At 72.8% G+C, this 12,418-nt stretch carries 11 protein-coding genes; 8 read left to right on the top strand and 3 right to left on the bottom strand.

Annotated elements, in window-relative coordinates:
* The first annotated feature begins 12 nt into the window (after window positions 1-12).
* The gene (locus ACFVNO_RS09645) at window positions 13-366 is read left to right on the top strand and encodes a RidA family protein (protein ID WP_220563084.1); all 354 of its coding nucleotides are present in this window, start codon (window positions 13-15) and stop codon (window positions 364-366) included.
* A complete protein-coding gene (locus ACFVNO_RS09640; RefSeq protein ID WP_355258238.1) occupies window positions 363-1,238 on the top strand; it encodes a tyrosine recombinase XerC in 876 nt (291 codons plus the stop codon). Before ACFVNO_RS09645 ends, ACFVNO_RS09640 begins: the two co-directional genes overlap by 4 nt.
* A gap of 424 nt (window positions 1,239-1,662) precedes the next feature.
* Here the strand turns inward: ACFVNO_RS09640 and ACFVNO_RS09635 are convergent, their stop codons facing one another.
* On the bottom strand, window positions 1,663-2,154 hold the full coding sequence (locus ACFVNO_RS09635; protein ID WP_355258235.1) for a M23 family metallopeptidase: 492 nt from the start codon (window positions 2,152-2,154) through the stop codon (window positions 1,663-1,665).
* 280 nt (window positions 2,155-2,434) lie between these two features.
* Here ACFVNO_RS09635 and rpsB point away from each other — a divergent pair, with 280 nt between their 5' ends.
* The 6 genes from rpsB to ACFVNO_RS09605 all read left to right on the top strand — a co-directional run bounded on the left by rpsB (window position 2,435) and on the right by ACFVNO_RS09605 (window position 8,077).
* A complete protein-coding gene (gene rpsB, locus ACFVNO_RS09630) occupies window positions 2,435-3,358 on the top strand; it encodes a 30S ribosomal protein S2 (protein ID WP_355258232.1) in 924 nt (307 codons plus the stop codon).
* Between the two features lie 122 nt (window positions 3,359-3,480).
* Window positions 3,481-4,317: a translation elongation factor Ts gene (gene tsf / locus ACFVNO_RS09625; protein ID WP_355258229.1), complete on the top strand. Its 837-nt coding sequence runs from the start codon at window positions 3,481-3,483 to the stop codon at window positions 4,315-4,317.
* 184 nt (window positions 4,318-4,501) lie between these two features.
* Window positions 4,502-5,227 (top strand): UMP kinase, encoded by a 726-nt coding sequence (pyrH, locus tag ACFVNO_RS09620; protein ID WP_220565329.1) that lies wholly within the window; start codon window positions 4,502-4,504, stop codon window positions 5,225-5,227.
* A gap of 59 nt (window positions 5,228-5,286) precedes the next feature.
* Window positions 5,287-5,844, top strand: coding sequence for a ribosome recycling factor (gene frr, locus ACFVNO_RS09615; RefSeq protein ID WP_220563080.1), 558 nt, complete (start codon window positions 5,287-5,289; stop codon window positions 5,842-5,844).
* 3 nt (window positions 5,845-5,847) lie between these two features.
* Window positions 5,848-6,798 carry a phosphatidate cytidylyltransferase gene (locus ACFVNO_RS09610; protein WP_220563079.1) on the top strand — a complete coding sequence of 317 codons (951 nt, stop codon included), beginning with the start codon at window positions 5,848-5,850 and terminating at the stop codon, window positions 6,796-6,798.
* A 97-nt stretch (window positions 6,799-6,895) separates the two neighbouring features.
* The gene (locus ACFVNO_RS09605) at window positions 6,896-8,077 is read left to right on the top strand and encodes a pyridoxal phosphate-dependent aminotransferase (protein ID WP_355258225.1); all 1,182 of its coding nucleotides are present in this window, start codon (window positions 6,896-6,898) and stop codon (window positions 8,075-8,077) included.
* A 232-nt stretch (window positions 8,078-8,309) separates the two neighbouring features.
* Here the strand turns inward: ACFVNO_RS09605 and ACFVNO_RS09600 are convergent, their stop codons facing one another.
* Both ACFVNO_RS09600 and glgB read right to left on the bottom strand, forming a co-directional pair.
* Window positions 8,310-9,719: an APC family permease gene (locus ACFVNO_RS09600; protein ID WP_355258223.1), complete on the bottom strand. Its 1,410-nt coding sequence runs from the start codon at window positions 9,717-9,719 to the stop codon at window positions 8,310-8,312.
* Between the two features lie 250 nt (window positions 9,720-9,969).
* A complete protein-coding gene (gene glgB, locus ACFVNO_RS09595) occupies window positions 9,970-12,135 on the bottom strand; it encodes a 1,4-alpha-glucan branching protein GlgB (RefSeq protein ID WP_378891383.1) in 2,166 nt (721 codons plus the stop codon).
* Window positions 12,136-12,418 lie beyond the last annotated feature (283 nt).

Below are 12,418 nucleotides of genomic sequence, written 5' to 3'. Positions count from 1 at the left end.
TACCGTGCGTCCATGGCCAAGCCCTACAGTGACGCCCTGACCGCCGACGGCCCGCTGCTGTTCATCTCGGGCCAGGTCCCGGTGGGTCCCGCCGGAGAGGTCGCCGGGGACATCGGCGGCCAGACCCGGCAGGTCCTGAGCAACATCGAGGCGATCCTCGCCCGCCACGGCGCGGACCTGAGCCACGTGGTGCGGCTCACCTACTACCTGCGGCACATCAGCGACCTGGAGGAGTTCCGCTCCGCGCTCCTGTCCCGCCTGCCCGAGGGGCACCGGCCCACCTCGACCCTGGTGGAGGTGAGCGCCCTCATCGACCCCACCTACATGGTGGAGATCGACGGCATCGCCTGCCTGCCCCGCCGGTGAGCCCGCTCGACGGCTTCGCCGCCCACCTGGCGGGCGAGCTGGGCCGCTCCCCGCACACCGTGCGCGGCTACCTCGCCGACCTGCGGTCCCTGCTGGAGGACCTGGAGGAGCAGGGGCTGGAGGTCCGCGACCTCGACGTGCCCGCGGTGCGCGCCTGGCTGTCCCGCGCCCGCGACCGGGGGGCGGGCCGCTCCACCGTCGCCCGCCGGGTGGCCGCCGTCCGCGCCTTCACCCGCTACCTGCACCGGGAGGGCGTGCTCGCCGCCGACCCGGGGCCGCGCCTGTCCGCCCCGTCCCAGCGGCGCGCGCTGCCCGCCGTCCTGGACGAGGCCCAGGCCGAGGCCGCGCTGTCGCGCCCGGTGGACGACACCCCGGTGGGCACCCGCCGCCGCGCCGTGGTGGAGCTGCTCTACGCCACGGGAGTGCGCGTCGCCGAGCTGTGCTCCCTGGACGTGGACGACGTCGACCGCGCCCGCACCACCGTGCGCGTCGTCGGCAAGGGCGACAAGGAGCGCACCGTCCCGGTGGGCGCCCCGGCCCTGGACGCCCTGGACGACTGGCTCGCCGTCGGCCGTCCGGCACTGGTCGGCCCGTCCAGCGGCCCGGCCCTGTTCCTGGGCGTGCGCGGCGGGCGCCTGGACGTGCGCCGCGCCCGCGAGGACGTCCACGCCCACCTGGGCGCCGCGGGCCTGGACGCCGCCCCGCACGACCTGCGCCACAGCGCCGCCACCCACCTCCTCAACGGCGGCGCCGACCTCCGCAGCGTCCAGGAGTTCCTGGGCCACGCCAGCCCCCGCAGCACGCAGATCTACACCCACGTCTCCGTCGACCGCCTCCGCGACGTCTACCGCCGCTCCCACCCCCGCGCCTGAGACCCTGGCCGGTGGGCGCGTGTCGGCCGCCGCCGATGGCCTTCGCCGTCCCGGGAGGCCCCGTTGCGGGCGCGGCGACGCCCTTCCCGTCACCTGGGCATGCCGGAGGCGGGTGCCGACCGCCCGGGCCGGTGGGCCAGGTGACGACCGGGTGCGCGCCGGCCAGCGCCGACGGCACCGCCGCCCCGGGCAACCGGTCGGGTGCGGCGACGTTCTTCCCGTCGCCGAGCATGTCGGAGGCGGGTGCCACCGGCGACCGGTCGCCCGAGCCGGCGGGCGCGTGTCCGCCGCCGATGGCCTTCGCCGTCCCGGGAGGCCCCGTCGCGGGCGCGGCGACGCCCTTCCCGTCACCTGGGCATGCCGGAGGCGGGTGCCACCGGCGACCGGCTGCTCGCGCGGGTGGGCGCGGTTCGCCGGCGGCGGGTCAGGGGGTGCGGGGGAGGAGGCGGACGGGGACGGGGCCCAGCAGGGAGAGCGGGTCGAGGTAGTCCCGGCCCCGGAGCAGGCCCCAGTGGAGGCAGGCGCGCTGCGGACAGTGCCGCGGCGCGGCGGCGACGGTGCCGATGACCTGCCCGGCGGTCACCGGGTCGCCGCGGGCCAGGCCGGTCTCCACCGGCAGGTAGGTGGTGCGCAGGCCGCCGTGGGAGACCGACACCACGGGCGTGCCCGCGACCGTGCCGGCGAAGTGGACGCGGCCGGGGCCGGCCGCGAGGACCTCCTGGCCGGGCTCTGCGGCCAGGTCGGCGCCGCGGTGGCCGGGCAGCCAGGGGCGCTCGGGCGGGTCGAAGGGCCGCAGCACCCGCGGCGCCGGGTCCAGCGGCCACCGCCAGTCGGCGCCGGCGGCCGCCGGGGGAGCGGGCAGGAGGCAGGCCAGCAGGAGGAGGACGGGCAGGAGGAGGGGCACGAGGTTCCGCATACATCCAGGTTCGCCGCCGCGGGCCCGGCGGGCGGGCTTTTCCGCCGGCCTGTGGACGACCGCGGGGGCCGCCCCCCGCGCAGGTCCGGCCCGTTCCCCGCGGAGGATAGAATCATCTGTGGCCCACCGGGCCGAACACACTACGCACGTCCACCAGCCTCCCTCCGGAGGGGTCGTACCCACGGTCCACACCGCCTCGGCGGAGTGGCGGTACGGCCGGGGCGTCAGGAACAACCGAAGGCGGGGAGCCCTATCCCCGCCACCACTAGGAGGACCTGTCATGGCCACAGTCGTGACGACCCGCCAGCTCCTGGAGAGCGGCGTCCACTTCGGGCACCAGACCCGTCGCTGGAACCCGAAGATGAAGCGCTTCATCCTCACGGAGCGCAACGGCATCTACATCATCGACCTCCAGAAGTCGCTGGCGCACATCGACCGCGCCTACGAGTTCGTCAAGCAGACGGTCGCCCACGGCGGCACCGTCCTGTTCGTCGGCACCAAGAAGCAGGCGCAGGAGGCCATCGACGAGCAGGCCCGCCGCGTCGGCATGCCGTTCGTCAACCAGCGCTGGCTGGGCGGCATGCTCACCAACTTCTCCACCGTCCACAAGCGGCTGCAGCGCCTGAAGGAGCTGGAGGAGATCGACTTCGACGACGTCGCCGGCTCCTCGCTCACCAAGAAGGAGCTCCTCAACCTCCGCCGCGAGAAGGAGAAGCTCGAGCGCACCCTCGGCGGTATCCGCGACATGTCCCGCGTGCCCAGCGCCGTGTGGATCGTGGACACCAAGAAGGAGCACATCGCGATCAGCGAGGCCCGGAAGCTCAACATCCCGGTCGTCGCGATCCTCGACACCAACTGCGACCCGGACGAGGTCGACTACCCGATCCCGGGTAACGACGACGCCATCCGCAGTGTCAGCCTGCTGACCCGCGTGATCGCCGACGCCGTGGCCGACGGTCTGCTGACCCGCTCCGGCGCCGGTGAGCAGAAGGCCGCCGAGGAGCCCCTGGCCGAGTGGGAGCGCGAGATCCTCGAGGGCAAGGGCGAGACCGCCGACTCCGTCGGGGCCGGCCAGGACGCCTCCGAGGTCCCGGTCCAGACCCCCGAGCCCGCCGCCGAGGCCGTCGCCGAGTCCGAGGCCGCCACCGTCGACGAGGCTCCGGCCGAGGAGACCCCGGCCCAGGACACCCCGGCCGCCGAGTAGCAGTCGGTCCCCCGGGACCCACGACACCCCGGTGCCGCTCCGCCTTCGAGCGGGGCGGCACGCGGGGTGTACGGACCGCTCACCTTCCGTACAGACTTCACTTCCAAGGGAATCCAACAGTCATGGCGAACTTCACCGCCGCGGACGTCAAGAAGCTGCGCGACATGACCGGCGCGGGCATGATGGACTGCAAGAAGGCCCTGACCGAGGCCGACGGCGACTTCGACAAGGCCGTCGAGGCCCTGCGCATCAAGGGCGCCAAGTCCGTCGACAAGCGCGCGGGCCGCACCGCCGCCCAGGGCACGGTCGTCCTCCGCCAGCAGGGCGAGGGCAAGGCCACCCTCATCGAGCTCAACTGCGAGACCGACTTCGTCGCCAAGAACGCCCAGTTCATCGAGCTGGCCGACCAGGTCGCCGACTTCGTCGCCGCCCAGGACAGCGACGACCTCGCCACCGTCGCCGCCGCCGAGATCGAGCCCGGGAAGACCCTCCAGGGCTACATCGAGGAGAAGAGCGCGATCATCGGCGAGAAGCTGGAGTTCCGCCGCTTCGCCAAGTTCGACGGCGCCTACGTCTCCGCCTACCTGCACAAGTCCGACCCGGACCTGCCCCCGACCATGGGCGTCCTGGTCGAGCTGGACAAGGCGGACGAGGAGGTCGGCAAGGACCTCGCGCAGCAGATCGCCGCGATGGCCCCGCAGTACGTCTCCAAGGACGAGGTGCCCGCCGAGGTCGTCGAGAACGAGCGCCGCATCGCCGAGCAGACCACCCGCGAGGAGGGCAAGCCCGAGCAGGCGATCCCCAAGATCGTCGAGGGCCGCCTCAACGGCTTCTTCAAGGACGTGACGCTGCTCGGCCAGCCGTTCGTCAAGGAGAACAAGAAGACGGTCCAGCAGGTCGTCGACGCCGCCGGCGTCACGGTCAAGCGCTTCGCCCGCTTCAAGGTCGGCCAGGCCTAGGTTTTGACATGATGGAGGTGCCGGGGAGAACGCTCTCCCCGGCACCTTCGGTGGATATGGGCGGTTTCGGAGGGCATGACGACCCCCACCGCCCGCAGCAGGAGCACTCGGGGGACCCTGTGCCGCTCGGGGACGACAAGGGAGGCCACAGGCCGTGAACGCAGCGACGAACACCGAACCCGCCATGCACGACGCAGGCTGGAAGCGCGTGATGCTCAAGCTCTCCGGCGAGGCCTTCGCCGGCGGGGGCGGCCTGGGCATCGACCCGGAGGTCGTCCAGTACGTCGCCGAGTCCATCGCCGAGGCCGTGTCCGAGGGCATCCAGGTCGCGGTCGTGGTGGGCGGCGGCAATATGTTCCGCGGCGCCCAGCTCACCGAGGGCGGCATCGAGCGCGGCCGCGCCGACTACATGGGCATGCTCGGCACCGTCATCAACTGCCTCGCCCTCCAGGACTTCCTGGAGCGCCTGGGCGTGGACACCCGCGTCCAGACCGCCATCCACATGAGCCAGGTCGCCGAGGCGTACATCCCCCGCCGCGCCGTGCGCCACCTGGAGAAGGGCCGTGTGGTCATCTTCGGCGCCGGCCTGGGCGCCCCGTTCTTCTCCACCGACACGACCGCGGCCCAGCGCGCCCTGGAGATCGGCGCCCAGGCCGTCCTCAAGGGCACCCAGGTCGACGGGGTCTACGACTCCGACCCCCGGAGCAACCCGGACGCGGTCAAGTTCGACAAGCTCAACTACAACGAGGTCCTCACCCGCGGCCTCAAGGTCATGGACGCCACCGCCGTCAGCCTGTGCATGGACAACGGGCTGCCCATCGTCGTCTTCGACCTGATGAGCCAGGGCAACATCCTGCGCGCCGTCCGCGGTGAGAAGATCGGCACCATCGTCGGGCCGACCCCCGCCTGAGGCGGCCGCGGCGACACCCTCAAGCCACGCACACCACAGCCGAGAACCGGGAGCGCCCCATGATCGAAGAGACCCTCCTCGAAGCCGAGGAGAAGATGGAGAAGGCCGTCATCGTCGCGAAGGAGGACTTCGCGGCGATCCGCACCGGGCGTCCCACGCCGGCGACGTTCAACAAGATCACCGTGGACTACTACGGCGCGCCGACGCCGATCAACCAGCTCGCGTCCTTCTCGGTCCCCGAGCCGCGCATGGTGGTCATCTCACCGTTCGACGTCAACTCCCGGACCTCGATCATCAACGCCATCCGCAACAGCGACCTGGGCGTCAACCCGTCCGACGACGGCCAGGTCATCCGGGTCGTCTTCCCGGACCTGTCCGAGGAGCGCCGCAAGGAGTACGTGAAGGTCGCGCGCACCAAGGGCGAGGACGCCAAGATCTCGATCCGCAACGTCCGCCGCCGCGCCAAGGACGCCTTCGAGAAGGCCGTCAAGGCGGGCGAGGTCGGCGAGGACGAGGCCCACCGTGCGCAGGCGGAGCTGGACGAGCTGTCCCACAAGTACGTCGCCTCCGTCGACGAGCTCCTCAAGCACAAGGAATCGGAACTCCTTGAGGTCTAGCCGGTGACGACTCCTTCCAGCGGCTCCGGAGGCGATGACCACTCGCCGGAGCACAGACCCGACGACGATCAGCAGGTCGGCCCCGGCGACGCCGGGGCCGACAGGGCCGCCGGTCAGCGCTTCGTGCTGCACAAGCCGGGAGGTGAGCCGGTCAAGACGGGCCGCAACCTCCCGGTGGCCATCGCCAGCGGCTGCCTCCTGGGCGCACTGGTCTTCTTCTCGATCTTCCCCTGGCCCGCGCTGTTCACGATCATCACCTCCGCGGGGGTGCTGATCGGCATGCGCGAGCTCAACCGGGCGTTCGCCAGCAAGGGGATGGACGTCGCGGTGGTCCCCCTGGCCGCCGGCGGCGTCGCCATGCAGGTGGCCGCCTACTTCGGCGGCCCCGAGTGGCTGCTGGGCGCCACCGCCCTGACCGCGATCGCCGCCCTGGTGTGGCGGTTGCGGGGCGGGGCGGACGGGTTCGTCGCCGACACGTCGGCGAGCATGTTCACCCTGGTCTACCTCCCCTTCCTGCTGGGGACGTGGCTGCTGCTGATCGCCCACCCCGAGGACGGCCAGCAGCGCCTGGTGACGTTCATCGTGGTGACGATCTCCAGCGACATCGGCGGCTACTTCGCCGGGATCCTGCTGGGCCGGCACAAGATGGCGCCGGTGATCAGCCCGAACAAGACCTGGGAGGGCTTCGGCGGCTCCGTGCTCGGCTGCGCCCTGGCCGGGGCCCTGTGCGTGGTGCTGATGCTCGACGGCCCCTGGTGGGTCGGCGTGGTCCTGGGGCTGGCGGTCGTCCTGGCCGCGACGGTCGGCGACCTCATCGAGTCGCTGTTCAAACGCGACCTGGGGATCAAGGACATGGGCCGGTTCATGCCGGGCCACGGCGGCCTGATGGACCGGCTGGACTCCCTGCTCATCGCGGGGCCGGTGGTGTGGATCGTGCTCAGCCTGCTCCTGTGAGGGACCGAGACGCACGCGTGGGGCGGGACCCGAGGGGTCCCGCCCCACGCGTGCGCCCGGATGGGCGCGGCCGCGGTCCGGGGGATACGCTCGGGACGTGGACAATCCGCTGATCGAACGAATGCGCGTGTACGGCGAGACGATCTTCGCCGAGATGACGCGACTGGCCACGGAGACCGGGTCGGTCAACCTGGGCCAGGGATTCCCCGACACCGACGGGCCCCGCTCACTGCTGGAGGCCGCCTCCCGCAACATCCTGGAGGGCGTCAACCAGTACCCGCCGGGCCCGGGGCGGCCGGAGCTGCGTCGGGCGGTCAGCCGCTACCGGTCGCGCCATTACGGCATCGACCTGGACCCGGACACCGAGGTGTACATCACGGTGGGGGCGACGGCGGGCATCGCCGCGGCCCTGCTGGCCCTGGTCGAGCAGGGCGACGAGGTCATCGTGTTCGAGCCGATGTACGACTCCTACGCCGCGATGGTCACGCTGGCCGGCGGCGTCCGCCGCCCGGTCACCCTGCGCCCGGACCCGGCGACCGGCCGGTTCGTCTTCGACCCGGACGAGCTGCGCGCCGCGGTGGGCCCCCGGACGCGGATGGTGCTGGTCAACAGCCCGCACAACCCCACGGGGACGGTGTTCACCGCGCAGGAGCTGGAGGAGATCGCGGCGGTGTGCCGCGAGCACGACCTCATCGCGTTCACCGACGAGGTGTACGAGTTCCTGACCTTCGACGGCAGGCCGCACGTGCCGCTGGCGACGCTGCCGGGGATGCGCGAGCGCACCGTGTCGGTGTCCTCGGTGGGCAAGATGTTCGCGGTCACCGGGTGGAAGACCGGCTGGGTCATGGGCCCCGAGCCGCTGGTGACGGCGGTGCGCACGGTCAACCAGTTCCTGACGTTCAGCGCCAACGGGGCGCTCCAGCTCGCGATCGCCGACGCCATCGACAACGAGGGCGAGTGGGTCGCCGCCCAGCGCGCCGCGCTCCAGGGCAAGCGGGACCGGCTGGCGGCGGGGCTGGCGGAGACCGGGTTCGAGGTGGGCGTGTCCGAGGGCACCTACTTCGTGATGGCCGACATCCGCCCGCTGGGGTACACGAGCGGGGTGGACATCGCCCGCGCCCTGCCCCGGGAGGCCGGGGTGGCGGCGGTCCCCGCCCAGGTGTTCTACGACCGCGAGAAGGAGGGCGAACACCTGCTGCGCTTCGCCTTCTGCAAGCGCGACGAGGTCCTGGACGAGGCGGTCGCCCGCCTCACCGCCTGGCACCACCGCGCGTCCTGACGACGGGGCCCGCCGTGCGGCGCGCCGCCGAACGCGGCCCCGGAGGTGGCCACCGCCTCCTTCCCGCGCCGGGGCGTCCGCCGCCGGGCCTTCCGGCGGGGACCGCACCGCCCGGGCGGGCCCCGGAGGGGGCCCGTCTCCTCTCCGCGCTGGGGCGTCCGCCGCCGGGCCTTTCGTCGGGGGACCGCACCGCCCGGGCGGGCCGGTGGCCCCGCGGGGCCACCGGCCCCGTTCAACGGCGGGCGTCCATGAGGGCGATGAGGCGCCGCTCGGCGTCCGGCCCCGGGGGGACGCGGGGGAGCCGCCACAGCAGCAGCGCCCCGGCGGCCCACCAGGCCAGCACCATCGGCCACTCCTGGGGCCAGCCCAGGGCGGCGGGCATGCCCGGCAGGTACAGCGAGAACAGGCCGAGCGACAGCACCAGGGCGATCCACCCCACCGCCGGGCCGGCCGGGGTGCGGAACGGCCGTTCCATGGCGGGTTCGCGGCGGCGCAGCACCAGGAAGCTCACCACCACCACCAGGTACGCGAGCACGATGTTGATCCCGCCCGCGTTGGTCAGCCACACCAGCATGGGGCGGCCGAAGAACGGCGCCGCGGCCGACAGCGCGCCGATGAACAGGACGGCGTTGGCCGGGGTGCGGTACCGCGGGTGCAGGCGGCCGAACCACGCCGGGAGCATCCGCGACGCCGCCATCGCGTAGACCAGGCGGCTGCCGCCGATGAGGAAGGCGTTCCAGCTGGTCAGCAGACCGGCGATGCCGCCCAGGACCAGCACGTCGCCCATCACCGGGCTGTTCCACAGGGCGGCCACCGCGTCCGCCGAGGCCAGCTCCGAGGCCGCCAGGTCCGCCGCGGGCAGGCCCGCCCCCGCGGTGAGCATGACCATCACGTACCAGGCGGTCGCGCACAGGACCGAGACCACCAGCAGTGCCCCCACCAGCCGGTGGGGGATCCTGACCTCGGACGCCGACTGCGGGATCACGTCGAACCCGACGAACAGGAACGGCACCGCCACCAGGACCACGAAGACCCCCGGCACGCCGCCGGTGAACAGGGGCTCCATGTTCGCCGCCGAGCCGCCCGCGAACGAGCCGGTGAGCATGACGGCGCCGACGCACACCAGGAACAGCACGGCGACGGTCTGGAACACGGCGGCGGGCTTGATCCCGACGTAGTTGACGAAGGTCATCACCGCCGCGGCCACCACGCCGGTCGCGACCAGGCTCGCGTACACGTCGTACCCGGCGACGGTCCACAGGTGCCCGGCCGCCATGTCGGGGAAGAGGTAGACGAGCGTCTGGGGGACGGCGACCGCCTCGAACGCGACCACCGACACGTAGCCGAGCACCATCGCCCAGGAGGCGACGAACGCCCCGTGGGGGCCGACGGCCCGCATGGCGTAGTGGTGCTCGCCCCCGGCGTGCGGCATCGCCGAGACGAGTTCGGCGTAGGTGAGGCCGACGAAGGCCATGATCACCCCGCCGATGACGAAGGCGGCGGCGGCACCGCCGGGGCCGGCCGCGCCGATGAAGTCGCCGACCAGCACGATCCAGCCGAAGCCGATCATGGCGCCGAAGCCGAGGGCGAGGACGTCGCCCCGGCCGAGGACTTTCGCGAAACTCTGGGAGGTGTCGGACATAGGGGGTGTCCCATCGTTCGTGACTGTGGTGCAGGCCACCCCAGCACGCGGACCCGCGGAGGTAAAGGGCCGTTCCGGACGAATTCCGGACGGGTTTCATCCCCCCTGGCGCACCGGATCCCCACGGAGGGTCATGAAGTCCGTGTGACCTGCGGTGTCATCGGCGTGACACCGGATGACGCCGCGATGACGTTTCCACGGGAACGGCCCCGGTCCGACCGGACCGGGGCCGCTCCCGCGCTCGTCGGGCTCAGGGCCGGTGCTCGAACCAGACCGCGCCCAGCGGCGGCAGGGTCACCGGAGCCGAGTACGGCTGGCCGTGCCACTCCTGGACCTGGGCCTCCACGTGTGCGGGGGCCGGGTACTCCGAGCCCCCGAACCGGGCCTCGTCGGTGTTGAGCACCGCGTCCCAGCGGCCCTCCCAGGGCAGGCCGATCCGCCAGTCGGGGCGCGGCACCGGCGAGAAGTTCACCGCGCACACCAGGGCCGAGCCGTCCTCGCCCCGCCGCAGGTACGACAGCGTGTTGCCGTCGCGGTCGCCGCCGTCCAGCCACTGGAACCCGGCCGGGTCGGTGTCCAGCGACCACAGCGCCGGACGCGGCCGGTACAGGTCGTTGAGCGCCTTGACCAGCCGCTGCGCCCCCGCGTGGTGGTCGTACTGCAGCAACCACCAGGGCACCCCGTCCAGGTGCGACCACTCGTCGCCCTGGGCGATCTCCCCGCCCATGAACAGCAGCTGCTTGCCCGGGTGGGACCACATGAACGCCAGCAGCGCCCGCAGGTTCGCCGCCCGCTGCCACTCGTCGCCCGGCGGCCGGTTGAACAGCGACCCCTTGCCGTGCACCACCTCGTCGTGCGACAGCGGCAGCACGTAGTTCTCGCTGTAGGCGTACACCATCGCGAAGGTGACCTCGTCGTGGTGGTACTTGCGGTGGACCGGCTCCTTGGAGAGGTACTGGAGGGTGTCGTGCATCCACCCCATGTTCCACTTGAGCCCGAACCCGAGCCCCCCGTGGTCCACCGGCAGGGTCACCCCCGGGTAGGCGGTGGACTCCTCGGCGATCATCACCGCGTGCGGGTTGCGCCGGTAGACGACCGTGTTGAGCTCCTTGAGGAAGTCGATCGCCTCCAGGTTCTCCCGGCCGCCGAAGGCGTTGGGCTCCCACCCGCCGTCCTCGCGCGAGTAGTCCAGGTACAGCATGGACGCCACCGCGTCCACCCGCAGCCCGTCGATGTGGAACTCCTCCAGCCAGTACAGGGCGTTGGCCACGAGGAAGTTGCGCACCTCGGTGCGCCCGTAGTTGAAGATGAGCGTCCCCCAGTCGGGGTGCTCGCCCCGGCGCGGGTCGGGGTGCTCGTACAGCGCGGTGCCGTCGAACCGGGCCAGCGCCCACTCGTCCCTGGGGAAGTGCGCGGGCACCCAGTCCAGCAGGACCCCGATCCCGGCCCGGTGCAGCGAGTCCACCAGGTGCCGGAACTCGTCGGGCGTGCCGAACCGGGGCGTGGGCGCGTAGTACGACGTGACCTGGTAGCCCCAGGAGCCGTCGTAGGGGTGCCCGGCCACCGGCAGGAGCTCCACATGGGTGAACCCCATCTCGGTGACGTACCCGACGAGCTGGTCGGCCAGTTCGGTGTACGACAGGCCGGGCCGCCACGACCCCAGGTGCACCTCGTACACGCTCATCGGCGCCCGGTGCGGCTCCACGCCCTTGCGCTCGGCCATCCACTCCTGGTCGGTCCACACGTGGCCCGACGTCGTCACCACCGACGCGGTCTGCGGCGGCATCTGGGTGGCCCGCGCCATCGGGTCGGCCTTGTCCCGCCAGTGCCCGTCGGCGCCCAGCACCTGGAACTTGTACAGCGCCCCGTCGCCCACGCCGGGCACGAACAGCTCCCACACGCCGGTGCTGCCCAGGCTGCGCATGGGGTGGCCGACGCCGTTCCACAGGTTGAAGTCGCCGATCAGGCGCACCCCGCGGGCGTTGGGCGCCCACACGGTGAAGGAGGTGCCGGACACCTCGCCCGCTTCGGTCTCCAGGGTGCGGGTGTGCGCCCCCAGCGCCCGCCACAGCTCCTCGTGCCTGCCCTCGCCGATGAGGTGCAGGTCCAGGTCGCCCAGAACGGGCGTGAACCGGTAGGGGTCGGCGGCCGTGTGCTCGGCGCCGTCCTCGTAGCGGGCGGTGACCCGGTAGTCGGCGGGGTCGCCGAGCCTCTTACCGGGCACCTTGGCGGTGAACACGCCCCGGTGCAGGTGCTCGGCCCGCACCCGCTCGCCGTCGCGCAGCTCCAGGTGGACCTCGGTGGCGTGGGGCCGCAGCACCCGTACCACGGTGGACCGCCCCTGGGGGTGTACGCCCAGGACGGAGTGCGGGTCGTGGTGGTGGCCGTCGACCAGGCGGTCGACGGCGGCGAGCAGCTCCTGCTCGGGCCCGGAGGTCGCGCGGGCCGGGGCGGTGCGCGCGGGCGCCCTCCCCGCCGGGGCGGCCTTGGCGCGGCCCTTGGTGGCGGGCGCCGTCTTCTTCGCGGAGGCGGCCCTGGTCGCGGGCTCCTTCGCGGCGGTGGCCCGGCCCGCGGGCTTCTTCGCCGCGGCCGTCTTGCCCGCCGTCGTCTTGCCCGCGGCCGTTCGCGCGGCGGCGGGTTTCTTCGCCGCCGCCGACCCGGCGGCGGTCTTGCCCGCGGCGGCCTTGGCGGCGGTGCTC

The sequence above is a fragment of the Nocardiopsis sp. NPDC057823 genome (genome assembly GCF_042797335.1).
Lineage (GTDB): Bacteria > Actinomycetota > Actinomycetes > Streptosporangiales > Streptosporangiaceae > Nocardiopsis > Nocardiopsis changdeensis.
This window is presented reverse-complemented; position numbering and strand designations above follow the sequence as displayed.

Bases quoted from the DNA above. Each gene is read 5' to 3' on its own strand.
- frr (WP_220563080.1), top strand. From the start codon at position 5,287: ATGATCGAAGAGACCCTCCTCGAAGCCGAGGAGAAGATGGAGAAGGCC.
- tsf (WP_355258229.1), top strand. From the start codon at position 3,481: ATGGCGAACTTCACCGCCGCGGACGTCAAGAAGCTGCGCGACATGACC.
- ACFVNO_RS09635 (WP_355258235.1), bottom strand. From the start codon at position 2,154: ATGCGGAACCTCGTGCCCCTCCTCCTGCCCGTCCTCCTCCTGCTGGCC.
- ACFVNO_RS09645 (WP_220563084.1), top strand. From the start codon at position 13: ATGGCCAAGCCCTACAGTGACGCCCTGACCGCCGACGGCCCGCTGCTG.
- rpsB (WP_355258232.1), top strand. From the start codon at position 2,435: ATGGCCACAGTCGTGACGACCCGCCAGCTCCTGGAGAGCGGCGTCCAC.
- ACFVNO_RS09600 (WP_355258223.1), bottom strand. From the start codon at position 9,719: ATGTCCGACACCTCCCAGAGTTTCGCGAAAGTCCTCGGCCGGGGCGAC.
- pyrH (WP_220565329.1), top strand. From the start codon at position 4,502: ATGCACGACGCAGGCTGGAAGCGCGTGATGCTCAAGCTCTCCGGCGAG.